The following is a 22,532-nucleotide window of genomic DNA, read 5'->3' on the forward strand; positions in this document are numbered from 1 at the left end:
TAATGTAGACGGCAGTCTAAAACCTGTTGTCCCGCAGCTGCGGAATAAAACCGACGCGCTGTACATCGCAAGTGCCTGAATTGTCAGCATTTTCTGTCCTCCCTCGCGTTCTTCAAACCTAATAAATCGTGACCTCAAACCCCGCAGAGGCGATGTCAGGGTGCTGCGGGATAAAACTGCCGGATAAGGTCGCGCTAAGTAGCTGCGAATGGCGCTGGGCGCACCTAAGTCCTTGTCTCACCTGCATCGGCCCGCGCCATCCTAGCGCCAGGTAGTTGCTAAGTACAAGCACAAACCCGCTTCTGCCAGCACTGCCTGCTCTGCCGGAGAAAAAGCCGCGTCGGCTCCTGTGCTCCGTTACCGCCCGTGCGAGTCCTTGCCTACCGCGCCAGCGCCGCCGCCTTCACCTGCGCCCACACCCGCAGCCCCGGCGCCAGCGCCAGCGCATGTGCCGCCCGCGCCGTGATGCGCGCCAGCAGCGCCTCACCGCCACCGCAGTCCAGCCGCACCACCACCTGCGACGGATGCCCGGCCTCCTGCACCGCGCCGACCGTGGCTGCGATCACGTTCTGGATGCTGCTCGCCCCCGACGCGGGCGCCTGCGTGGCGATGCTCACGTCCCGCGCCAGCACGCGCACGCGCACCGGCGTGCCGATGGCCAGCCCCTCGTCGCGCAGCCACAGCGATCCGCCCGCGCAGTCCACGCGCGCCAGCCGCCAGCGCAGGTCGCGCTCGGCCAGCGTCCCCTGCCACAGCGCGCCCGCATCCTCGCCCTGCGCAAGGGGCAGGTCCGCCCGCGCCAGCGTCTGCGCCAGCGGCCCGCAGGCCAGGGCCCGCCCCTGGTCCATGGGCACCAGCGTGTCGGCTAGGCGCGCCATCTCGTCGGCCGAGTGGGTGACGTACAGCATGGGGATGCGCAGCTCGTCGCGCAGCCGCTCCAGCCAGGGCAGGATGTCGCGGCGGCGCACCGCGTCCAGCGCGGCCAGCGGCTCGTCCAGCAGCAGCAGGCGCGGCTGCGTGGCCAGCGCGCGGGCGATGGCCACGCGCTGGCGCTCGCCGCCCGACAGCCCGGTCGGCCGGCGGGCCAGCAGGTGGGCGATGCCCAGCAGCTCGATCACGCCTTCCAGTGACAGCGCGTCGTGCGCCGCCGCGCGGCCCGCGCGCTTCTGCGCAAAGCGCAGGTTGCTACGCACGTCCAGGTGGTCGAACAGGCTGGCTTCCTGGAACACGTAGCCCAGCGGCCGCTGCCAGGTAGGCAGGAAGACGCCGTTTGCATCGTCCTGCCAGGCCGTGCCGCCCACCTGCACCAGCGCCTCCTCGGCACGCTCCAGGCCGGCGACGCAGCGCAGCACCGTGGTCTTGCCCGAGCCCGAGGGGCCGAACAGCACGGTGATGCCGCGCGCTGGCAGCTGCAGGTCCACGTCCAGGCGGAAGCCGCCGGGCCGCGGCAGGCGCAGGCGGATGCGGTGCGCCGCCGCCGCGGGGCTCACGCGTACACCCGCGCCGTGCGGCGCGTCAGCAGCGCCAGCGCCAGCAGCACCACGAACGAGAACACCAGCATGGCGGCCGACAGCCAGTGCGCCTGCCCGTACTCCAGCGCCTCCACGTGGCCATAGATCTGGGTGGACACCACGCGCGTCTGCTCGGGGATGTTGCCGCCAATCATCAGCACCACGCCGAACTCGCCCACCGTGTGGGCGAAGCTCAGGATGGCCGCGGTGACGAAGCCGGGCCGCGCCAGCGGCAGCGCCACGTGCACGAAAGCGTCCAGCGGCCGGGCCCGCAGGGTGGCCGCCACCTCCATGGGCCGGCGGCCCACCGCCTGGAAGGCATGCTGCAGCGGCTGCACCGCGAACGGCAGCGAGTACACGATGGAGGCGAGCAGCAGCCCGCCGAAGGTGAAGGGCAGCAGGCCGATGCCCAGCGCCTGCGTCAGCTGCCCGCCCCAGCCCTGCGGGCCGAAGGCCACCAATAAGTAGAAGCCCAGCACCGTGGGCGGCAGCACCAGGGGCAGGGCGACCACCGCGCCCACCACGGCCGACCAGCGCGTGCGCGCATGCGCCAGCCACCAGGCCAGCGGCGTGGCCAGCAGCAGCAACGCGGCAGTGGTGGCGGTGGCCAGCTTGAGTGTGAGCCAGATCGCCTGCAGGTCGGATGCGCTGAACGGCATGGATGCGGCGGGTCCCGCTCAGAGCTCGTAGCCGTGGGCGCGGATGATGGCCTTGGCCGCGTCACTGCGCAGGAAGCTGGCCAGGGCGGTAGCGGCCGGGTTGTCCTTGCCGGCCGCCAGCACCACGGCGTCCTGCCGGATCGGGGCATGCAGGTCGGCGGGAACGACCCAGGCCGATCCCTTGGCGATGCCGCCGTCCACCATCACCTGCGACAGCGCGACGAAGCCCAGCGGCGCGTTGCCGGTGGCGACGAACTGGAAGGCCTGGCCGATGCTCTCGCCCTGCACCAGCCGGGGCCGCAGCGCATCGGCCACGCCCAGCCTGTCCATGGCCTGCAGGGCGGCAGCGCCGTAAGGCGCCAGCTTGGGGTCGGCGATGGCCAGCCGCTCGAAGCGGCCCGTGCGCAGCACCTCGCCCCGGCCGTCCACCAGGCCGGCGCTGGCGCTCCACAGCACCAGCCGGCCGGTCGCATAGGTGAAGCGGCTGCCGCGCACCGCCAGGCCCTCGGCTTCCAGCTTCGCGGGCGTCTCGTCGTCGGCCGCCAGCAGCACCTGGAAGGGCGCGCCGTTCTTCACCTGCGCGTAGAAGCGGCCGGTGGAGCCGAAGGCCAGCACCGCCTTGTGGCCGGTGGCCTGCTCGAAGGCGGCGGCGATCTTCTGCATGGGCGCGGTGAAGTTGGCCGCCACCGCCACGCTCACCTCGGCGGCGTGGGCGGCCGCGGCGCCGGCCAGCAGCAGGCAGGACAGGATGGCGCGGCGCAGGTCCATGGGGGTCTCCTCGCTATTCCGAAAATGAATAGCGGGGAGTATAGGCAGGCCCCTGCACAGGCACAATCAACCCATGGCAAGACCGCGACAGATCGAGCTCGCCGGCGCGCTGGGCCACCTGGCGGCCGACAAGCGGCTGGAGATCCTGCGCCGCGTCGGCGAGGGTGGCTCGATCTCGCAGGCCGCGCGCGAGGCGGGCGTGAGCTACAAGGCCGCCTGGCAGGCGCTGGACACGCTGTCCAACCTGGCCGGCGCCGCGCTGGTCGAGCGCAGCGTGGGCGGGGCGGGCGGCGGCGGCGCGCGCCTGACGCCGGCCGGCCAGCAGCTGCTGCGCGCCGCCGGCGAGCTGGCCCGGGCGCGCGAGCAGGTGATGACGCGACTGCGCGGCCGCAAGGGCGGCGCCGGCCTGCCCGGCGCGGCCGCCCTGGGCCTGCGCACCAGCATGCGCAACCAGCTGCCCTGCGAGGTCGAGGCCATCGAGGCGCAGGGGCCGCTGGTGCGCGCCCGGCTGGTGCTGGCCGACGGCACGCCGCTGGTGTCGCGCATCACCGCCGAGAGCGCGCAGCTGCTGCAGCTGGCGCCCGGGCTGCCGGTGCTGGCGCTGTGCAAGGCCACGGCGGTGATGGTTGCGCGGCACGGCCAACGTGGTGCTGGCGGGGCGCCTTCCAATCTGCTGGCGGGCAAGGCCACCCGCGTGGCGCGGGGCGAGCTGGGCGACGAGGTCGCGGTGCAGCTTCCGTCCGGCTTGCAGGTGGTGGGTTTCGCGGGTCCCGGCAGCGGGCTGCGGTCGGGCAGCCGGGTGGTGCTGGCGGTGGACGAGAGCACGGTGGTGATCGCGCTGGCGTGAGGCGCCGGCCGTCCCGCGCGCACAACTTTTTTGCTGTCAGGGGCAATTTTCGGTTCAGCCAGCCAGGATGCGGCCAGGCCTACGTATGCTTGGCCGGCATGGACGGCTTCAGCTTTACCGGTGGCTCGGCAATACATAGGCTATTGCAGCAAGCCCAATCCCAGCACTCGCGTCTCGGAAAGCCCGGCGACTGGCCTGTCGCTCTGCGGGTGATGGTCAGCGCCATGCTCGACAGCAAGCAGGCCATGTCGGTGGTGTGGGGAGACGAGCGGATCCTCCTCTACAACGATGCCTACCTCCCGTTCCTGCAGGAAAAGCATCCGGCGGCGTTCGGGCAGCCGCTGGAGCAGGTCTGGGCGGAGATCTGGCCGCAGATAGGGCCGCTGGTCGACCGCGCCCGCTCGGGCGAGGCGTTCCAGATCGACGACATGCCGCTGGTGCTGCAGCGCAATGGCAAAAGGGACCCCGGCTGGTTCACCTTCTTCTATGCACCGCTTCGCGACGAGGACGGGCGCATCCAGGGCATGTACAGCTCCGTGGTCGAGACGACAGCCCGGGTGCTGGAGGAACAACGGAAGACGCAGCTGCTGGAGCTGTCCGACCAGCGGGTAGCTCAGCGGACTGCCGAGCTGGAAGCGGCGCGCAAGGAGGCGGTCGAGTTCTCCCAGCGGCTGCAGTTCACGCTGGATGCGGCCGAGATCGGAGACTGGTACCTGGACCTGGAGCGCGATACGGCTTACCGGTCGAGACGCCATGACCAGTGCTTCGGCTATTCGGAGCCGATCGAGGAGTGGGGCTTCGAGAAGTTCATCGCGCACGTGCATCCGGAGGACCGCGCCCATGTCCGGCGCCAGTTCGCGGAGGCGCTCAGCGAGCTCAAGGGATGGCGTTTCGAATGCCGTGTCGTCTGGCCGGACCAGAGCGTCCACTGGATCGCCGCCCACGGCTTCGTCCACCACATGGACCGCACGCCCAAGACCATGACCGGCATCGTGCTGGACATCACAGAGCGAAAGCTCAACGAACAGGAGATCGTCCACGCCAACGCCCGCAAGGACGAGTACCTGGCGATGCTGGCGCACGAGCTCAGGAACCCGCTGGCGCCGATCAGCGCGGCAGCCGCCGTGCTGCAGCTGGGCGCGCGCGACGAGGAGCGCGTCCGCAAGGCCGCCGAGGTCATCTCGCGCCAGGTGCGGCATATGACGGGGATCGTGAACGACCTGCTCGACGTGTCCCGTGTCACCCGCGGAAAGGTCGCGCTGGAGAAAGCGCCCCTGGACTTGAAGAACGTCGTGGCGTCGGCCATCGAGCAGGCCCGTCCCCTGATCGAGGCCCGCCATCACCACCTCGAGGTGCATCTCCCGCCCGAGCCTGCCTCGGTGCACGGCGACTTCAAGCGCCTGGTGCAGGTGTTCGCGAATCTGCTGACGAATGCCTCCAAGTTCACGCCCGACTCGGGGCGGATCATGGTGGCCATCGCCGTGGAGGCGGGACAGGTTCGGGTGACGGTGGCGGACACCGGGATCGGGATGGAGCCCGCCTTGCTCGGCCGTGCTTTCGACCTTTTCACGCAGGGGGAGCGCGCCGCTGACCGCTCGGAAGGCGGGCTGGGCATCGGGCTGGCGCTGGTCAAGAGCCTGGTCGCCCTGCACGGCGGCGAGGTCTCGGCCGCGAGCGAAGGGCCGTCCCGGGGGAGCACGTTCGAAGTTGCGCTGCCGCTGCTGGCCCAGGACGCGGACAGCGGCGGCCCGCCAGACCGTCCCGGGCAAGCTCCTACCGGCAGGCCGGGGCTGAGCATCCTGATCGTTGACGACAACCGGGATGCGGGGGACCTGCTCGGCCTGGTGTGCCAGACGCTGGGGCACTCGGTCCAGGTGGTGTATGGCTCGGCGCAAGCGCTTGCCCACGCGGAAAAGGTCACGCACGACGTGTACCTGCTGGACATCGGCCTGCCGGAGATGGACGGGTACGCCCTGGCCGCGCGCCTGCGCGGCACGGCTCGCGCCGCTAGGTTCATCGCGGTCACCGGGTATGGGATGGAGCAGGACAAGGGCATCGCCAAGGCGACGGGCTTCGACGAATACCTGGTCAAGCCGGTGGATGCGGGAAGGCTTGCAGAGCTCCTGGCCGCCGAAGGGCCGCAGAAGTAGAGACACGGCGCCGAGGGCCTTGAAGGCGGCTGCGTTCAACGGCGATGGGTGCCGACCTACATGGCTGAGCTCGCGGCAGGTCCATCATGGAAACCAACGGCCGCTCGCACCCGGACAGGGGAGGATCCGACGCGGCCATCCCAGCAGTGCCCGCGCATGAGTAACAACAAGCCAGAGCAGGTCGGTCGTGTGTTCGAGCGCTTCTTTCAAGAGACGGACGAAGCGTGCTGCGTGTTGGAAGCGCAGGTGGAGGCAAGCGGGCAACTCGGCTTCGTCCTGCTGGAGGCCAATGCCAGTTTCCGCAAGCACGCGTGGTGCGGCGAAACACCGCCTGGGCACGGGCGCGAGCCCGCGCTGCCGCTGGACGAAGCCTGGCTGGAGCTGCTGCGCGAAGTGGCGCTCAGCGGATGCGACCTGCACGCGTGCCTTGAAGGGCCCGAGCCGGAGCAATGGTTCGAGGTGCGCGCTTTCCGCGCGGGGGACGCTGCGCGGCCGGTGGTCGGGCTGCGCCTGAGGGACATCAGCGAGCAGCGCCGCCTGGTGGACCGGCTGCAGAACCTCCGGCGCATCACCACCGTGGGCGTGCTGTTCTGGGGGGCGGAGTTCGGCCTGGTGGACGCGAACGAAGGCTTCATCCAGATGAGCGGCTTCAGCCGCGAAGAGGCCATCGGCAAGACCTGGCAGGAGCTCACCCCCGAGGAGTTCCATCCCGCTTCCTGGAATGCGGTCCGGCAGGTCCTCACCCGGGGTGAAGCCACGCCCTACGAGAAGCAGTACCTGCGCAAGGACGGCTCGCGCTGGTGGGGACTTTTCGCGCCCCGCAAGATCGGCGACCAGGTGATGGAGTTCGTCCTGGACGTCACGCAGCGTCGGCACGCCGAGGCCGCCTTGCGCGAGCAGGACAGGCGCAAGGACGAGTTCCTGGCGACGCTGGCGCACGAGCTGCGCAACCCGCTGGCGCCCATCAAGAACGGGCTCCACGTCCTGCGACTGTCGACCCAGGCCGACTCCCCGGCCCAGCGCACGCTGGAGATCATCGATCGTCAGCTCAATCACCTGATCCGGCTGGTGGACGATCTGCTGGACGTGGCGCGGATCACCGCCGGCAAGGTGCGGGTGGACAAGCGCGTGGTCCCGCTGCGTGACATCCTGACCCGCAGCCTGGAGGCGACGCAGGCGGCGATCGATGCCAAGCAGCACCGGCTGACCGTCGAACTGCCCGCGGACGACGTGCACGTCGCGGCCGACGTCGACCGGCTCACGCAGGTGTTTTCCAACCTGCTGTCCAATGCCGCCAAGTACACCGGCGCGGGCGGCGCCATCCACCTGCAGGTCCTTGCCGGCGAGCACCAGCTGGACGTCACCGTCCAGGATTCCGGCATCGGGATTCCCGCGGAGCATCAGGCGGGGGTGTTCGAGCTGTTCTCGCAGGTCCGGGACCACCAGCCCCATTTCGAGGGCGGGCTGGGCATCGGGCTGGCGCTGGTGCAAAGCCTGGTCCGCATGCACGGCGGCACGGTGGAGGTGCACAGCGAAGGCGCGGGCAGGGGCAGCACCTTCCGGGTGCGGCTGCCGCGCGCCGATGCGCCCGCGCAAGGCCGGCCGGCCGATGTGGCGCAGCCCAGGGAGGGAGCCGCCCGGCGCATCCTGGTCGCCGACGACAACCAGGACGCGGCCGACACGCTGGCGAGCCTTCTGCGGGTGGAGGGGCACGAGGTGGTGACCGCGTCCGATGGGCTCGAAGCCGTCGAACGGGCCAGGACGTTCCGCCCCGAGGTGGCCTTCCTGGACCTGGGCATGCCGGTGATGGACGGCCTGGAGGCCGCTCGCCGCATCCGTGCCGCAGAGGAGCTCGCGCACATCCGGCTGGTCGCGTTGACGGGCTGGGGGCAGGCTTCCGACCGGCAGCGCACGCGCGAGGCGGGCTTCGACCTGCACGTGGTCAAGCCACTGACCCCCACGGCGATGCAGGAGGCGCTGGCCATCGCGGCCCACGCCTAGGGCTTCACCCCTTGGGCCGGGTACCCAGCTTGCGGTACACCGTCGCCCGGCTGATGCCCAGCACGCGCGCGGCCTGCATCACGTTGCCGCGGGCCTCGTTCACGGCCTTGCGGATCAGCTCGGTCTCCAGGTCCTTCAGCGGCAGGCGTGGGTCCGGCGCCGGGCCGCGCAGGCGCGGCAGCTGGCCGGGCGACTGGGCCAGCACCTGCAGCGTCAGGCCGGACCACAGCGGCACCTCGCGCGGCGCGTCCTGGCGGGCCGCGTCGAACAGCACCTCCCAGGGCACGGCGAACAGCTCGCTGCAGTGCACGCGCGCGCCGCCGCCCGCGTTCACGCCCGAGACCATCTGCCGCGCCGTGGCGTTCACCGACAGGACCCAGCCGTCCGCGTCCACGCACACCAGGCCGTCGCCGTCGTCGCCCAGCGCGCGCCCCGGCCAGTTCAGCCGCAGCAGCAGCGCGTGGGGGTGCGACAGCGCCAGCGCGTTCTCGATGCTGCGCGCCGACTGGGCCACCAGGTGCTTGAGTTCGGGGCGCTCCAGCGTCTCGATGCCGGTCAGGTCCAGCATGCCCACGCAGCGGCCATCCGGCCCGAACAGGGGCGCGCCGGCGCAGCTGTAGACGCTGGTGTCCTCGAAGAAATGCTCGCCCCGGTGCAGCCACACCGGCTGCAGCTCGGCCAGCACGGCGCCAATGGCGGTGGTGCCGACCGCGCGCTCGGACAGGTCCACGCCGATGCGGGTGATCAGTTGGGCCCGCCGGTCCGTGCGGTCGATGGCGCCGTCCACGTGGATGACGACCCCCTCGGCGTCGGTGAGGATGGCGAAGTAGCGGGTGTTGGCGATCGCGCGGCACAGCCGCTCCATGACCGGGCGCGCCGCGTAGAGCAGGGTCTGGCTGGCCTCCTCGACGCGGCGCGCGGCCTGGGCCGGCACCAGATCGAAGGACACGCGCTCCTGCGGTCGCCGGCCGCTGTCCAGGCAGCGCCGCCACGAGCGCGCGATCCAGCTGCGGTCCCACCCGCCGTCCACCAGGGCCTCGGTCGCCGGGCGGCCCTCGGCCATGACGGCGTCGCGGGCCTGCGCGATCTGCTGCAGCCGCTGCTGCGCGCGTGCATCCTGACTGGCGTTCATGGTTGAGCTCTCCTCGTGCACGCGCACTGTCGAGCGCGCCGGCGCGGCCCATTGTTCCATTTTGAGAATTTCGTGTCACGCGGCGCCGGGTCCTAGGGTTTCGCCTAGGGGAGGGCCCAGGGGTGGATCCAACAATGGCCGCGCCAAACCACTCACAGGAGACAACATGCAGGTCCAACTGAAGGTCAACGGCAAGGCCGCGACCCTGGACGTCGCGCCCAACACGCTGCTGGTGCAGGCCATCCGTGAGCAACTGCGCCTGACCGGCACCCACGTCGGCTGCGACACCGCCCAGTGCGGTGCCTGCACCGTCCTCGTCGACGGGCACGCCATCAAGTCGTGCAACACGCTGGCGGCCCAGCACCCGGGCGCCGAGATCACCACCATCGAGGGCATCGCCGCCGCCGACGGCACCATGCACCCGATGCAGGCGGCCTTCAAGGAGTGCCACGGCCTGCAGTGCGGCTTCTGCACGCCCGGCATGGTGATGAGCGCCCTCGACCTGTGCAGGCAGAGCCCCCAGGCCAGCGAGGGCGAGATCCGCGACCTGCTGGAAGGCAACATCTGCCGCTGCACCGGCTACCAGAACATCGTCAAGGCCGTGCAGCAGGGCCAGGCCGCCATGGCCCGCGCCTGAGCGCCGGAACCAGGAGACAGCCATGGGTGCATCCGACTTTTCCAAGCTGCCGCACATCGGCGAGGCGATCCGCCGCAAGGAGGACTACCGCTTCCTCACCGGCGCCGGCCAGTACACCGACGACATCAACCTGGCCAACCAGCGCGTCGCCGTGTTCGTGCGCTCGCCGCACGCGCACGCGGCCATCAGGTCCATCGACGCTTCGCGCGCCGAGGCCATGCCCGGGGTGGCCAGGGTCTTCACCGGCAAGGACGTGGAAGGCAAGATGGGCGGGCTGCCCTGCGGCTGGCTGATCACCAGCACCGACGGAACGCCGATGAAGGAGCCGCCGCACCCCATCCTGGCCCAGGGCAAGGTCCGCTACGTGGGCGACCACGTGGCCATGGTGGTGGCCGACACGCTGCAGCAGGCCAAGGACGCGGCCGAGGCGGTGGAGGTCGAGTACGACGTGCTGCCCGCCGTGGTGCGCGTCGAGGACGCGAAGAAGGGCCCCGCGCTGCACGACGCCGCGCCGGACAACCGGTGCTACAAGTGGGCCATCGGCGACAAGGCCCAGGTGGATGCCGCCTTCGCCAAGGCCGCGCACGTCACCAAACTGGACTTGGTGAACAACCGCCTGGTGCCCAACCCGCTGGAGCCGCGTGCGGCGATCGGCAGCTACAACCGCGCCAGCGACGAGTACACGCTCTACGTGTCCAACCAGAACCCGCACGTCGAGCGCCTGCTGATGACGGCCTTCGTGCTGGGCCTGCCCGAGCACAAGGTGCGCGTGATCGCGCCCGACGTGGGCGGCGGCTTCGGCGCCAAGATCTACCTGTACGCCGAGGATGTGGCCCTGACCTGGGCCGCCAAACAGCTCAACTGCGCCATCAAGTGGACCTGCGAGCGCAGCGAGGCCTTCCTGTGCGACGCGCACGGCCGCGACCATGTCAGCCATGCCGAGATGGCGATGGACCAGGACGGCAAGTTCCTGGCGCTGCGGGTGCACACCGACGCCAACCTGGGCGCCTACCTGTCGACCTTCTCCACCGCGGTGCCCACCATCCTGTACGCCACGCTGCTGGCCGGCCAGTACACCACGCCGCAGGTCTACTGCGAGGTCGACGCCTGGTTCACCAACACCGCGCCGGTGGACGCCTACCGCGGAGCCGGCCGGCCCGAGGCCACCTACCTGCTGGAGCGCCTGGTCACCCGCTGCGCCTGGGAGATGGGCCTGGGGCAGGACGAGATCCGCAATCGCAACTTCATCACCCAGTTCCCCTACCAGACGCCGGTGGCGCTGCAGTACGACACGGGTGACTTCCACGCCTGCATGGACAAGGCGAAGAAGCTGGCCGAGGTCGAGGGCTTCGCCGCCCGCCGCAAGGCCAGCGAGGCGCGGGGCCTCAAGCGCGGCATCGGCTACAGCAGCTACATCGAGGCCTGCGGCATCGCGCCGTCCAACATCGCCGGCGCCCTGGGCGCGCGGGCCGGCCTGTTCGAGTGCGGCGAGATCCGCGTGCACCCGACCGGCAGCGTGACGGTGTTCACCGGCTCGCACAGCCACGGCCAGGGCCACGAGACCAGCTTCGCGCAGGTGGTGGCCGCGCGCCTGGGCATCCCGATCGAGAACGTGGACGTGGTGCACGGCGACACCGGCCGCGTGCCCTTCGGCATGGGCACCTACGGCTCGCGCTCGATCAGCGTCGGCGGCGCGGCCATCATGCGCGCGCTGGACAAGATCGAGACCAAGGCCAAGAAGATCGCGGCGCACCTGATGGAGGCCAGCGACGCCGACATCGAGTTCGCGGGTGGCGAGTTCACCGTCAAGGGCACGGACAAGAAGATCCCGTTCGGCCAGGTGGCGCTGACGGCCTACGTGCCGCACAACTACCCGCTGGACAAGCTGGAGCCGGGCCTCAACGAGACGGCGTTCTACGACCCGACCAACTTCACCTTCCCCGGCGGCACCTACATCGCCGAGGTCGAGGTGGACCCGGCCACCGGCGTGGTGCGCATCGACCGCTTCACCGCGGTGGACGACTTCGGCACCATCATCAACCCCATGATCGTCGAGGGCCAGGTGCACGGCGGGCTGGCGCAGGGCATCGGCCAGGCGCTGATGGAGCAATGCGTGTACGACCGCGAGACCGGCCAGCTGCTCACCGGCAGCTTCATGGACTACGCCATGCCGCGCGCCGACGACCTGCCCAGCTTCCGCCTGGACACCAACGCCACGCCGTGCACGCACAACCCGCTGGGCACCAAGGGCTGCGGCGAGGCCGGCGCCATCGGCTCGCCCCCGGCGGTCATCAACGCCGTGCTGGACGCGCTGGCCGACCTGGGCGTCAAGGACATCGACATGCCGGCCTCGCCGTCCCGCGTCTGGGAAGCCATCCAGGCCGCGCGCTGAACGCCGGACAGAAGAAGGAGCCACCATGTACGCATTCACTTTCGAACGCCCCGCCAGCGTCAGCGACGCCGCACGGCTGGCGGCCACCGGCGCCAAGGTGCTGGCCGGCGGCCAGACCCTGCTGGCCTCGATGAAGCTGCGGCTGGCCAGCCCCGACCAGCTGGTCGACCTGGGCGGCATCCGCGAGCTCACCGGCATCCGCCGCGAGGGCGACGCCGTGGTCGTCGGCGCCATGGCGCGCCATGCCGAGGTCGCGTCCAATGCCGAGGTGCGCTCGGCGCTGCCGGCGCTGGCCGACCTGGCCGGCCACATCGGCGACCGGCAGGTGCGGGCCATGGGCACGCTGGGCGGCTCGGTCGCCAACAACGACCCGTCGGCCTGCTACCCCGCCGCGGTACTGGGGCTGGGCGCCACGGTGCACACCACTCACCGCAAGATCGCGGCCGACGACTTCTTCGGCGGCATGTTCACCACCGCGCTGAACGAGGGCGAGCTGATCACGGCCGTCGCCTTCCCGTGCCCCAGGCGCGCCGCCTACATCAAGTTCAAGCAGCCGGCCTCGCGCTTCGCCCTGATCGGCGTGTTCGTGGCCCAGTTCGACGGCGGCGCGCGCGTGGCGGTCACCGGCGGCGGCAACGGCGTGTTCCGCCACGCCGGGCTGGAGGCGGCGCTGTCCGGGAGCTTCACGCCGGAGGCGGCCGCGGGCGTGCAGATCGACGCCGGCAGCCTGTCCAGCGACCTGCACGCCTCCGCGGCCTACCGCGCCAACCTCGTCAGCGTGATCACGCAGCGGGCGGTGGCCAAGGCGCTGGGCTGACGACCTTGGGGGGAGGGGACAATGCCCGTGACATGAGCGCAACCCCTTTCTCTTCCATCGATGCCTTGACGCAGGCCCTGGAGCGGGCCGGCTACTTCGCCGACCGCCGGCTGGCGACGGCGGTGTTCCTGGCGCTCAAGCTGCAGCGGCCGCTGCTGCTGGAGGGCGAGCCCGGCGTCGGCAAGACCGAGCTGGCCAAGGCGCTGGCCGGCGCGCTGGGCCGCGAGCTGCTGCGCCTGCAGTGCTACGACGGCCTGGAGCACCGCGAGGCGCTGTACGAGTGGAACTACGCCGCGCAGCTGCTGCACATGCGGGCGGTGGAACTCAGGGCCCCCACGCTCGGCACTGGCGTGTCCTCGCTGCCCCCCGAGGGGGCGCTCGCCGGCTTGGGGCGGCCCGGCGCCGGCGGGCAAGAGACCGCCGAGCAGGCCGAGCGCGAGGTCTACCAGGACCGCTACCTGATCCGCCGTCCGCTGCTGCAGGCCCTGCAGGCGCCGGCGCCCGGCGCAGTGCTGCTGATCGACGAGCTGGACCGCGCCGACGAGCCTTTCGAGGCCTTCCTGCTGGAGTACCTGGGCGAGTACCAGGTCAGCATCCCCGAGCTGGGCACCGTGCGGGCGGTCGCCACGCCGGTCACCATCCTCACCAGCAACCGCACGCGCGAGCTGCACGACGCCGTGAAGCGCCGCTGCCTGTACCACTGGCTGGACTACCCGGACCGCGAGCGCGAGCTGGCCATCGTGCAGGCGCGCGTGCCGGGCGCGAGCCAGGCGCTGTCGCGCCAGGTGGCCGAGTTCGTGGGCCGGCTGCGCAGCCAGCCCTTTGCCAACGCCTTCCAGCGCGCGCCCGGCATCGCCGAGAGCGTGGAATGGGCCAAGGCGCTGGTGGCGCTGGACACCTTGGTGCTGGACCCCGAGGTGGTGAGCGACACCGCCGGCATCCTGTTCAAGCAGCGCGAGGACGTGGCCGCGCTGACGCAGGACCTGGCGGCCGACCTGCTCAAGCCCGAGGAGGCTTGAGCCCATGCAGCTGGGAGATTCGCGCACCGGCAAGCTGGCCGACAACATCACCGCGTTCGGCCGGGCGTTGCGGCGCGCGGGCGTGCCGGTCGACAGCGCGCGCATCGCCCTGGCCGGCCAGGCCGCGCAGCTGGTGGATTTGTCCCGCAAGGACGACCTGGGCGCCGCGCTGGAGGCGGTACTGGTCAGCCGCGAGCAGGACCGGGGGGTGTTCCGCGAGCTGTTCGACGCCTTCTTCCGCGATCCGGCCGTGGCCAACAAGCTGCTGGCGCAGATGCTGCCGAGCGCCGAAGGCAAGGCCGAGCCCAGCAAGCGCCGCCCGCGGGTGAGCGAGGCGCTGGCGCCGCAGAAGGGTTTCGGCGCCCAGCCGCCGCGCGCCGCCGAGGACGAGGTGCGCTTCGACGCCGCCATGACGGCCAGCGACCTGCAGCGCCTGCGCCATGCCGACTTCGGCGCGCTCGGCGGCGGCGAGTACCGCCTGGTGGAGCGGCTGGCGCGCGAGGTGGCGCTGCCGGTGCCGCGCATCGCCATGCGCCGCACCCGGCCGGGCGCGCGGGGCGCGCGCCTGCACTGGCCCGGCGTGATGCGCCACGCCGCCCACACCGGCGGCGAGCTGCTGCAGCTGCGCCGGCTGCAGCGGCGCAAGCAGCCGCTGCCGCTGCTGCTGCTGGTGGATGTCTCGGGTTCCATGGAGCGCTACGCCCGGCTGCTGCTGGCCTTCCTGCATGCGGCCACCCGCGGCGGCGTGGGACGGCGGGGGCGGCGCGACGTGTTCGCCTTCGGCACCCGCCTGACCGACCTGACGCCGGCCTTCCGCCTGGCCGACACGGACGAGATGCTGGCGGCCGCCGGTGCCGCCATCGACGACTACGCCGGCGGCACGCGCCTGGGCGAGTCGCTGGCCCAGCTGCGCGAGCGCCATGCGCGCCGCCTGGTCGGGCGCCGCACCCTGGTGCTGGTGATCTCGGACGGCCTGGACACCGGCGAGCCGGCAGCCCTGGAGCGCGAGCTGGCGTGGCTGCGGCTGCACAGCCGGCGCCTGCTGTGGCTGAATCCGCTGCTGCGCTACGACCGCTACACGCCCAGCGCCCAGGGCGCGGCGGTGCTGCACCGCCAGGCGCACGGCATGCTGGCCGTGCACAACATCGCCAGGCTGGAGCAGCTGGCCGCCAGCATCGCGGCGGTGATGGACACCTGAACCCACGAGAACGACAAGGGAACCACCATGGAAATGCAAGGCAGCCGCGAGCTCGCGGTCACGCAACGGCAGGCCTGGGATGCGCTGAACGATCCGGACGTGCTCAAGGTCTGCATCCCGGGCTGCTACAAGGTCGAGTCCACCGGCGAGAACCAGTACGCCGTCGCGCTGTCGGTCAAGATCGGCCCGGTGTCGGCGCGCTTTGCCGGCAAGATCACGCTCAGCGACGTCAACCCGCCGTCCAGCTACACCCTGGCCTTCGACGGGCAGGGCGGGGTGGCCGGCTTCGGCAAGGGCCGCTCGGAAGTCAGCCTCGCGCCCGGCGGCACCGGCTGTGTCCTGCGCTACAGCGTGCAGGCGCAGGTGGGCGGTAAGATCGCGCAGATGGGCCAGCGTCTGATCGACGGCGTCGCCAGGTCCATGGCCGAGGATTTCTTCAAACGCTTCGACGCCGAGATGCAGCGGCGCCACCCCCCTCCATGAGAATGACCGCTGTCGCCGCTGCCGCGGCGCTCGCCGCCGCCCAGGCGGGCGCCCAGCCGGCTGCCGAGACCGCGCCCGAGCGCACCCTGGCCCCGGTGGTGGTGACGCCCACCCCGGGCGTCGCCCAATCCGCTTTCGACACGCCCGCCTCGGTGGACGTGGTCGACGGCGCCACGCTGCGCGAAGGCCAGCTGGGCATCAACCTGTCCGAATCGCTGGTGCGGGTGCCCGGCCTCGTGGCGCTGAACCGCCAGAACTACGCCCAGGACGTGCAGATCTCCTCGCGCGGCTACGGCGCACGCGCCACCTTCGGCGTGCGCGGCCTGCGGCTGTACACCGACGGCATCCCCGCCACCGCGCCCGACGGCCAGAGCCAGATCTCGCACTTCGACCTGCAGTCGGCCGACCGCATCGAGGTGCTGCGCGGGCCGTTCTCGGCGCTGTACGGCAACTCGTCGGGTGGCGTGATCAGCCTGTTCACGGCGGACGGCGGGCCCGAGACCGTGGCCGAGGCGGGCACCGCCTTCGGCAGCGACGACACGCGCCGGCACAACGTGCGGCTGTCGGGCCAGCAGGGCCAGCTGCAGTACAACCTCAGCGCCACCCGGTTCGACACGGACGGGTACCGCGAGCACAGCGCCGCGCAGCGCACCGGCTTCAACGGCAAGCTCAGGTACAACGCCAGCGCGGACACCAAGCTCAGCCTCATCCTCAATTACGTCGACATGCCGGACGTGCAGGACCCGCTGGGCCTGACGCGGGCCGAGTACGAGGCTGACCCGCGCCAGGCCAGCCCGGCGGCGCTGACGTTCAACACCCGCAAGTCGGTCGACCAGCTGCAGGCCGGCGCCATCCTGGAGCACCGGCTGGACGCCACCCATTCGTTCAAGCTGACCGGCTGGCGCGGCACGCGCGGCACGGTGCAGTACCAGGCCATCCCGGTGGGCACGCAGACGCCCATCACCCAGCCCGGCGGCGTGATCGACCTGGACCGGGACTACCACGGCCTGGACGGGCAGTGGGTGGCCCGGACGCGGCTGTTCGACGCGCCCCTGACCCTCACCGCGGGCCTGTACGCCGACCGGCTGGACGAGCGCCGGCGCGGCTTCCAGAACTTCACCGGCACGGGCGCCACGCAGCAGCTGGGCGTGCGCGGCGCACTGCGCCGCGACGAGGACAACGAGGTCGGCAGCTTCGACCAGTACCTGCAGGGCGTGTGGAGCGGCGCGCGCTTCAGCGTCACCGCCGGGCTGCGGCACTCGCGCGTTTCCTTCGACTCGCGCGACCGCTTCATCGTGGGGGCCAACGGCAACGACAGCGGCTCGGCCGACTACAGCGCCACCACCCCGGCGCTGGGCGTGGTGTTCCACGCCACCGACGCGCTCAACCTCTACGCCTCCTATGGGGAGGGATTCGAGACGCCCACCTTCAACGAGCTGGCCTACCGTCCGCCCGGGGCCGGCGGCGGCCTGAACTTCGGCCTGCGGCCGGCGGAAAGCCGGCAATGGGAGATCGGTGCCAAGGCGGCCCTTGGGACTGACTGGCAGCTGAATGCGGCACTGTTCCAGGCCCGCACCGAAGATGAGCTCGTTGTGCTGACCAACAATGGCGGGCGCAGCACCTTCCAAAACGCGGGCGAGACGGAACGCCGTGGCTTCGAGGCGGCGCTGTCCGGGCGCTTTGGCGGCGGCTGGTCGGCCGCGCTGGTCGGCACCTGGCTGGACGCCAGCTACGACTCATCATTTATCACCTGTGGCCGGCCGGGTTGCGGCGCCCCAGGCAATCCGCCGGACCTCCTGGTCCCCGCCGGCAACCGCGTCCCTGGCATCCCGCGCGCCACCGCCTTTGCCGAGCTGGCCTGGCGGCACAAGCCCTGGGGCCTGGAAACGGCGCTGGAGCTGCGGCACGTGGGCCGGATCTACGCCAACGACCTGAACAATGAATCGACCGATGCCTCCACCACGGCCGCCGTGCGCCTGTCGCTGGCGCAGCAGGTAGGCCGCTGGTCGCTGCGTGAATTCCTGCGGGTGGACAATCTGACCGACCGCCGCTACATCGGCTCGGTGATCGTCAACGAGGGCAACCAGCGCTACTTCGAGCCGGCCCCCGGGCGCACCTGGCTGGTGGGCGTGAACGCCGCGTACACCTTCTGAGCGCGCGGCCCGGCCGAGAGAGCAAGCAGATGGAAAACCTGGACGTGATGGTGCTGCGCACCCTGCGCGACTGGCGGCTGGCCGGCCGCCGGGCGCTGCTGGCGACCGTGGTGCGCACCTGGGGCTCGTCGCCCCGGCCGGTGGGGTCGATCATGGCCCTGTGCGAGGACGGCGCCGTGGCCGGCTCGGTCTCGGGCGGCTGCATCGAGGACGACCTGATCTGGCGCTACAGCCGCGCCTATGCCGGCCAGGGCGACGCCCGCGAGATGCCGCAGGGCGCGCCGGCCTTCGTCAAGTACGGCATCACGGCCGACGAGGCGCACCGCTTCGGCCTGCCCTGCGGCGGCACGCTGGAGCTGCTGCTGGAGCCCGACCCCGAGGGCGCCAGCCTGGGCCGCCTGGTGGAGCAGCTGGAGGCCGGCCATCTGGTGCGGCGCACCGTGCGCCTGGCCGACGGGCAGGTGACGCTGGAGCCGGCGGACACGCCGTCGGAGCTGGCGCTGGATGAGGCGGACATGGCCAACACCTTCGGCCCGGAGTACCGCATGCTGCTGATCGGCGCCGGCCCGCTCACCGAGTACCTGGCCACCATGGCCCTGTTCAGCGGCTTTGCCGTGACGGTGTGCGACCCGCGCGAGGAGTACAGCGCGGGCTTCAACGTGCCGGGCGCGCGCCTGGTGCGCGAGATGCCCGACGACGTGGTGGCGGCCTTCCGGCCCGACCGGCGCAGCTGCGTGGTGGCCCTGACGCACGACCCCAAGCTGGACGACCTGGCGCTGCTGGAGGCGCTGGGCACCGACGCCTTCTACGTCGGCGCGATCGGCAGCCGCCGTAACAACGAGGCCCGGCGCGAACGCATGGTTGAACACTTCGGCCAGACCGAAGCCTCGCTCGAGCGGCTGCGCGGGCCCATCGGCATCTACATCGGCAGCAAGACGCCGCCGGAGATCGCCGTGAGCGTCATGGCCGAGATCCTGGCCGTGAAGAACGGCGTGCCGCTGCCGCGCGACCTGGACGTGGCCCGGGCCAAGGATCAGCTGGCGGTGCAGGCCAACGATCCCGGCGCACTGGTGTGCGGCGTGCGCGCCTAGGCAGCTCAACGGTTCGAGCGCTCCGCGGGTACGGTACGGCGTCTTACCCCATATGGGGGGTGACCCGATGCGCAGGGGAAAAGAAAGTCGGGTCCTGGACGAAAGGAACCCTGCCCATGCAACCATCCCAAGTAGCTCGACTTCGAACCATTGCACAGGGGAGGTGGATGCAGGGGCGGCTGCGCCTGCCAGCCATCGCGCTCGCCATCGTGGTTGCCGCGTGCGGCGGCGGTGGCGGCGGGAGCAGCGGCACGGGCGCCACCGGCGGGCCGGGGACGCCCGGCACTTCGCCGGGTACCGGCGGCGGCCCGGGCACGACGCCCGGTACCTCGGTGAACGTGGATGTCGCGCCGGCTTCCACGCGCCTGGCCAGCATCCCTGCGGGCACCTCCCTGACCGAGTCGATGGCGTACATGGGGGACCAGTTCGAGGTCGCCAAGTACCGGCGTGCCAACCTCATCGACGACAACGGCCGGAACCTGGTCTATGCGGTCAGGGCCGACGGCAACGCCAGGCCCCGGGCCTACGACGTGTATTCGCTGACGGAACAAGGCCCGGTGCAGATCTACTCGGGCGTGGCCCGCAACTCCAGCGTTTCGGCGGGGTGCGAGGCAGGAGCCCGGTACCTGCTCGACGCCGACGGCACCGAGGTGCTGATGGCCGAGAACCCGGCGGGGGGTGCAGGCGGGTGCAGCGGAGCGGGCCGGGTGATCTCGATCCCCCTGGCCAACCCGGCAGCCACCAGCATCGTCGCCACGAATGGCGGCGCCAGGCTGTCGACCCACAACCTGGTCGCCACGGCGAACCATCACGAAATCGCCGTCGCGGGTTTCGAAGCGACGAACCAGACCCTGCGGCGGGTGGTCTTCGCGGACCGGCCGGGCCGGCAGGCCGCCACCGTGAAGACATTCCAGTCATCCACGCTGTCGTTCGGCAATGTCATCAACGACTACAACGGCGCCCTGATCGCCCGGCCGGAATGCTGCTCGGGGCGGGTGAGGGTGGTCGCGCAGGAAGGGATCCAGCCGGCTTCGCTGTGGGAGCTGGATTTCGTCACGATCCCTGCGATCGTGCGCATCGGGCAGGCGGCCCCGGCTGTGCCGACCGACCCGAATCCCTTGATCGGCAAGGTGGGCATCGCGGTCGGCGGGCTGGTCGTCAGCAGGGATGGCACCAGCGGGGAGGCCTTCGGGGCCACGTACAGCGCCTCGGCAGACAACATCATCGGCCGGCTGTGCCAGCTGGATGCGACCCGCTTCTTCCGGCTCTACAACGACCTGCAGGAACCGAACCCGGGGATCCCGCGGCATGCCGAGGCCCAGCGCGACAACGTCTGCAACAACCCGATCTTCCCCGCCAGGCTCCAGACCGACTTCGTCCGGGGTAGCTTCGCCATCTTCAGGAGCGGCAATCTCATCGCCAGCATGAACCTGCTCGATCCGTCGCAGGTGAAGATCATGCGTGAACCCAGGCCGAACGGCCTGGTGTCCGAGATCTACACCGTGTCGGCCAACGGACGCTGGGTGGTGCTGCGGCAGGCGCAGCCTGCCGGCGGCCAGATGCAGTTCCTGGTCCACGACTCCTTCGCCTGGCCTGACCTGCCTTGATCTTGGCTAGGGTTAACGTGGGTGCCCGGCGCGGCCGGCCGCTGTAGCGTGGCTGTCCTTCTTGCAAGCAGGAGCCTGCCATGCGCAAACTCATCCTCTCCCTGGGCCTGACCCTCGCGGCCGCCGGTGCGGCCTGGGCCCACAACTGCCCGAACGAGATGAAGGCCATCGACGCCAGGCTGCAGACCAAGCCCGCGCTGTCCAAGGACGTGGCCGACAAGGTGGCCAGGCTGCGCGCCGACGGCGAGGCCCACCACAAGGCAGGCAAGCACAACGAATCCATGGCCGCGCTGGGCGAGGCCAAGAAGCTGCTGGGGATCTGAGCGGCCTGGCCGGTGCCCGGCCGCTCAACCCGCCGGGCTGAGGAACCGGTGCACCGCCTGGATCACCACCGAGCCTTCGCCCACGCCCGAGGCCACGCGCTTGACCGAGCCCGAGCGCACATCGCCCACCGCGAACACCCCGGGCTGGCTGGTGGCGTAAGGCGAGGGCAGGGCCCTGCCGTCCGCATCCGCGCCGGTCACCACGAACCCCTTATCGTCCAGCGCCAGGCAGCCGCGCAGCCAGTCGGTGTTGGGCTCGGCGCCAATCATCAGGAACACGTTGGTCACCGGGCGTGTGACGCTCTCCCCGGTGCGTCGGTGCGTCCAGGTGACCGAGCGCAGCCGCTCGTCGCCCTGCATCGCGGTGATCTCGCTGTGCGGATGCAGGGTCACCGTGGGGGAGCGGGCGATGCGCTGGACCAGGTAGTCCGACATGGTGGCGGCCAGTCCCTCGCCGCGCACCAGGATGTGCACGTGCGCGGCCACGCGCGAGAGGTACATCGCGGCCTGGCCGGCGGAGTTGCCGCCGCCCACCACCACCACTTCCTCGCCGCCGCACAGCCGGGCCTCCATCGCGGTGGCCGCGTAGTGCAGGCCCTGGCCGTCGAAGCGGGTGCAGTGGGGCAGCGCCAGCCGGCGGTAGCGCGCCCCGGTGGCCACGACCACCGCGCGGGCGCGCACCGCCTGGCCATCGTCCAGGCGCAGCGTGTAGGGCGTGTCCTCGCATTCCAGGCCCGCCACCGCGCGCGAGATCGCCAGCCGCGCGCCGAACTTCTGCGCCTGCACCTGGGCCCGGCCGGCCAGCGCCTGGCCGGAGATGCCGGTGGGAAAGCCCAGGTAGTTCTCGATCTTGGAGCTGGTGCCGGCCTGGCCGCCGGGCGCGCTGGCCTCGACCACGATGGTCTTCAGGCCCTCGGAGGCGGCATACACCGCCGCGGCCAGCCCGGCCGGCCCGGCGCCGACCACGGCCAGGTCGTACACCTGCGCCGCATCGACGCGCTCGGTCAGCCCCAGCTGGTCGGCCAGCTCGCCGATGCCCGGGTTGCGCAGCACCCGCTCGCCCTGCGCGATCACCACCGGCAGCTGGGTGGCGTCCAGGCCGAAGCAGCGCAGCATGCCGCCGGCGTCCGGGTCGGTGTCGGTGTCCAGCAGCCGGTGCGGATAGCCGTTTCGCGTGAGGAAGCGCTGCAGGGTCAGCGTGTCGGCCTGGCGGCCGGGGCCGATCAGGACCACGCCGCCCTGCGCATGCTGGATCAGCCCGACGCGGCGCAGGATGAAGGCGCGCATCAGGATCTCGGCGATGTCGGGCTCGCTGGTGACCAGGCGCAGGAAGTCGGTGCGCGGCAGGCGCACCACCTCGCTGGCAGCGCCGGTGCGGCCCGACACCAGGATCATGCGGTCGTTGAACAGGTCCAGCTCGCCGGTGAACTGGCGCGGCCCGTGGGTGGTGAACACGCGCTCGCGGCCGTGCTCGTCCAGGTCGAAGATCTCGATGCTGCCTTCGAGCACCAGGAAGAAGTCGACGGAGCGCTGGCCGCGCTGGAACACCACGGTGCCGGCGGGCAGCCGCTCATGGCGGCCGTAGGCGGCGATGCGCTCGGCCATGGCCGGAGTCAGGCGCGGGAAGATCTGCGCCTCGCGCGCGTACGGATCCGAGGGATCCGGCGGCGCCGGTTCGTCGCCGGGGGGCGGGGGCAGGTTCATGGACGGCTCCGGAGTGGGCCCCATGATAGGGGCGCCGCCA

The 22,532-nt window shown here is 71.3% G+C and carries 17 protein-coding genes and 1 pseudogene; 13 read left to right on the forward strand and 5 right to left on the reverse strand.

What is annotated here, in order from left to right:
* Positions 1–380: 380 nt before the first annotated feature.
* From modC to modA, 3 genes are read right to left on the reverse strand one after another with little or no spacing between them, the layout of a single operon-like run.
* Positions 381–1,490, reverse strand: a complete 1,110-nt coding sequence (gene modC, locus RTA_RS06815) for a molybdenum ABC transporter ATP-binding protein (protein WP_013900650.1) — start codon at positions 1,488–1,490, stop codon at positions 381–383.
* The gene (gene modB / locus RTA_RS06820) at positions 1,487–2,170 is read right to left on the reverse strand and encodes a molybdate ABC transporter permease subunit (protein ID WP_013900651.1); all 684 of its coding nucleotides are present in this window, start codon (positions 2,168–2,170) and stop codon (positions 1,487–1,489) included. The genes modC and modB overlap by 4 nt, the downstream gene beginning before the upstream one ends.
* Before the next feature lie 18 nt (positions 2,171–2,188).
* The gene (modA, locus tag RTA_RS06825) at positions 2,189–2,938 is read right to left on the reverse strand and encodes a molybdate ABC transporter substrate-binding protein (RefSeq protein WP_013900652.1); all 750 of its coding nucleotides are present in this window, start codon (positions 2,936–2,938) and stop codon (positions 2,189–2,191) included.
* A gap of 73 nt (positions 2,939–3,011) precedes the next feature.
* Between modA and RTA_RS06830 the strand changes: the two genes are divergently transcribed.
* The 3 genes from RTA_RS06830 to RTA_RS19700 all read left to right on the forward strand — a co-directional run bounded on the left by RTA_RS06830 (position 3,012) and on the right by RTA_RS19700 (position 7,936).
* On the forward strand, positions 3,012–3,785 hold the full coding sequence (locus RTA_RS06830; protein WP_013900653.1) for a TOBE domain-containing protein: 774 nt from the start codon (positions 3,012–3,014) through the stop codon (positions 3,783–3,785).
* A 224-nt stretch (positions 3,786–4,009) separates the two neighbouring features.
* Positions 4,010–5,935: a hybrid sensor histidine kinase/response regulator gene (locus RTA_RS19695; protein WP_158307825.1), complete on the forward strand. Its 1,926-nt coding sequence runs from the start codon at positions 4,010–4,012 to the stop codon at positions 5,933–5,935.
* A gap of 156 nt (positions 5,936–6,091) precedes the next feature.
* Entirely contained in the window at positions 6,092–7,936 is a 1,845-nt protein-coding gene (locus RTA_RS19700) for a hybrid sensor histidine kinase/response regulator (RefSeq protein ID WP_158307826.1), read from the forward strand.
* Between the two features lie 4 nt (positions 7,937–7,940).
* Here the strand turns inward: RTA_RS19700 and RTA_RS06845 are convergent, their stop codons facing one another.
* Entirely contained in the window at positions 7,941–9,068 is a 1,128-nt protein-coding gene (locus RTA_RS06845; protein ID WP_013900656.1) for a helix-turn-helix domain-containing protein, read from the reverse strand.
* Positions 9,069–9,234: 166 nt separating this feature from the next.
* On the opposite strand from RTA_RS06845, the gene RTA_RS06850 reads away from it, so the two are divergent.
* The 10 genes and pseudogenes from RTA_RS06850 (at position 9,235) to RTA_RS06895 (ending at position 20,788) form a co-directional block, all read left to right on the forward strand.
* Positions 9,235–9,705, forward strand: coding sequence for a (2Fe-2S)-binding protein (locus tag RTA_RS06850; RefSeq protein ID WP_013900657.1), 471 nt, complete (start codon positions 9,235–9,237; stop codon positions 9,703–9,705).
* 22 nt (positions 9,706–9,727) lie between these two features.
* Positions 9,728–12,097 (forward strand): xanthine dehydrogenase family protein molybdopterin-binding subunit, encoded by a 2,370-nt coding sequence (locus RTA_RS06855; protein WP_013900658.1) that lies wholly within the window; start codon positions 9,728–9,730, stop codon positions 12,095–12,097.
* A 25-nt stretch (positions 12,098–12,122) separates the two neighbouring features.
* Positions 12,123–12,914 carry an FAD binding domain-containing protein gene (locus RTA_RS06860; RefSeq protein ID WP_013900659.1) on the forward strand — a complete coding sequence of 264 codons (792 nt, stop codon included), beginning with the start codon at positions 12,123–12,125 and terminating at the stop codon, positions 12,912–12,914.
* Between the two features lie 32 nt (positions 12,915–12,946).
* Positions 12,947–13,933, forward strand: coding sequence for an AAA family ATPase (locus tag RTA_RS06865; protein ID WP_013900660.1), 987 nt, complete (start codon positions 12,947–12,949; stop codon positions 13,931–13,933).
* A gap of 4 nt (positions 13,934–13,937) precedes the next feature.
* On the forward strand, positions 13,938–15,131 hold the full coding sequence (locus RTA_RS06870) for a vWA domain-containing protein (protein WP_013900661.1): 1,194 nt from the start codon (positions 13,938–13,940) through the stop codon (positions 15,129–15,131).
* A 27-nt stretch (positions 15,132–15,158) separates the two neighbouring features.
* A pseudogene (locus RTA_RS20625) lies at positions 15,159–15,605 on the forward strand (SRPBCC family protein); the annotation flags it as partial.
* A 5-nt stretch (positions 15,606–15,610) separates the two neighbouring features.
* Positions 15,611–17,767: a TonB-dependent receptor family protein gene (locus tag RTA_RS06880; RefSeq protein WP_013900663.1), complete on the forward strand. Its 2,157-nt coding sequence runs from the start codon at positions 15,611–15,613 to the stop codon at positions 17,765–17,767.
* 29 nt (positions 17,768–17,796) lie between these two features.
* Entirely contained in the window at positions 17,797–18,858 is a 1,062-nt protein-coding gene (locus RTA_RS06885) for an XdhC family protein (RefSeq protein WP_013900664.1), read from the forward strand.
* A 167-nt stretch (positions 18,859–19,025) separates the two neighbouring features.
* Positions 19,026–20,465 (forward strand): hypothetical protein, encoded by a 1,440-nt coding sequence (locus RTA_RS06890; protein ID WP_013900665.1) that lies wholly within the window; start codon positions 19,026–19,028, stop codon positions 20,463–20,465.
* Between the two features lie 80 nt (positions 20,466–20,545).
* On the forward strand, positions 20,546–20,788 hold the full coding sequence (locus tag RTA_RS06895; RefSeq protein ID WP_013900666.1) for a PA2433 domain-containing protein: 243 nt from the start codon (positions 20,546–20,548) through the stop codon (positions 20,786–20,788).
* Positions 20,789–20,812: 24 nt separating this feature from the next.
* Here RTA_RS06895 and RTA_RS06900 read toward each other — a convergent pair whose 3' ends face one another.
* Positions 20,813–22,492: an FAD-dependent oxidoreductase gene (locus RTA_RS06900; protein ID WP_013900667.1), complete on the reverse strand. Its 1,680-nt coding sequence runs from the start codon at positions 22,490–22,492 to the stop codon at positions 20,813–20,815.
* Positions 22,493–22,532 lie beyond the last annotated feature (40 nt).

It is taken from the genome of Ramlibacter tataouinensis TTB310 (assembly GCF_000215705.1).
GTDB lineage: Bacteria > Pseudomonadota > Gammaproteobacteria > Burkholderiales > Burkholderiaceae_C > Ramlibacter > Ramlibacter tataouinensis.

Excerpts from the sequence above, each read along its gene's own strand:
- RTA_RS06830 (WP_013900653.1), top strand. The coding sequence starts at position 3,012 with ATGGCAAGACCGCGACAGATCGAGCTCGCCGGCGCGCTGGGCCACCTG.
- RTA_RS06895 (WP_013900666.1), top strand. The coding sequence starts at position 20,546 with ATGCGCAAACTCATCCTCTCCCTGGGCCTGACCCTCGCGGCCGCCGGT.
- RTA_RS06885 (WP_013900664.1), top strand. The coding sequence starts at position 17,797 with ATGGAAAACCTGGACGTGATGGTGCTGCGCACCCTGCGCGACTGGCGG.
- modA (WP_013900652.1), bottom strand. The coding sequence starts at position 2,938 with ATGGACCTGCGCCGCGCCATCCTGTCCTGCCTGCTGCTGGCCGGCGCC.
- RTA_RS19695 (WP_158307825.1), top strand. The coding sequence starts at position 4,010 with ATGCTCGACAGCAAGCAGGCCATGTCGGTGGTGTGGGGAGACGAGCGG.
- RTA_RS06880 (WP_013900663.1), top strand. The coding sequence starts at position 15,611 with ATGAGAATGACCGCTGTCGCCGCTGCCGCGGCGCTCGCCGCCGCCCAG.
- RTA_RS06850 (WP_013900657.1), top strand. The coding sequence starts at position 9,235 with ATGCAGGTCCAACTGAAGGTCAACGGCAAGGCCGCGACCCTGGACGTC.
- modB (WP_013900651.1), bottom strand. The coding sequence starts at position 2,170 with ATGCCGTTCAGCGCATCCGACCTGCAGGCGATCTGGCTCACACTCAAG.
- RTA_RS06870 (WP_013900661.1), top strand. The coding sequence starts at position 13,938 with ATGCAGCTGGGAGATTCGCGCACCGGCAAGCTGGCCGACAACATCACC.
- RTA_RS06900 (WP_013900667.1), bottom strand. The coding sequence starts at position 22,492 with ATGAACCTGCCCCCGCCCCCCGGCGACGAACCGGCGCCGCCGGATCCC.
- RTA_RS06860 (WP_013900659.1), top strand. The coding sequence starts at position 12,123 with ATGTACGCATTCACTTTCGAACGCCCCGCCAGCGTCAGCGACGCCGCA.
- RTA_RS06845 (WP_013900656.1), bottom strand. The coding sequence starts at position 9,068 with ATGAACGCCAGTCAGGATGCACGCGCGCAGCAGCGGCTGCAGCAGATC.
- RTA_RS19700 (WP_158307826.1), top strand. The coding sequence starts at position 6,092 with ATGAGTAACAACAAGCCAGAGCAGGTCGGTCGTGTGTTCGAGCGCTTC.
- RTA_RS06890 (WP_013900665.1), top strand. The coding sequence starts at position 19,026 with ATGCAGGGGCGGCTGCGCCTGCCAGCCATCGCGCTCGCCATCGTGGTT.
- RTA_RS06855 (WP_013900658.1), top strand. The coding sequence starts at position 9,728 with ATGGGTGCATCCGACTTTTCCAAGCTGCCGCACATCGGCGAGGCGATC.
- RTA_RS06865 (WP_013900660.1), top strand. The coding sequence starts at position 12,947 with ATGAGCGCAACCCCTTTCTCTTCCATCGATGCCTTGACGCAGGCCCTG.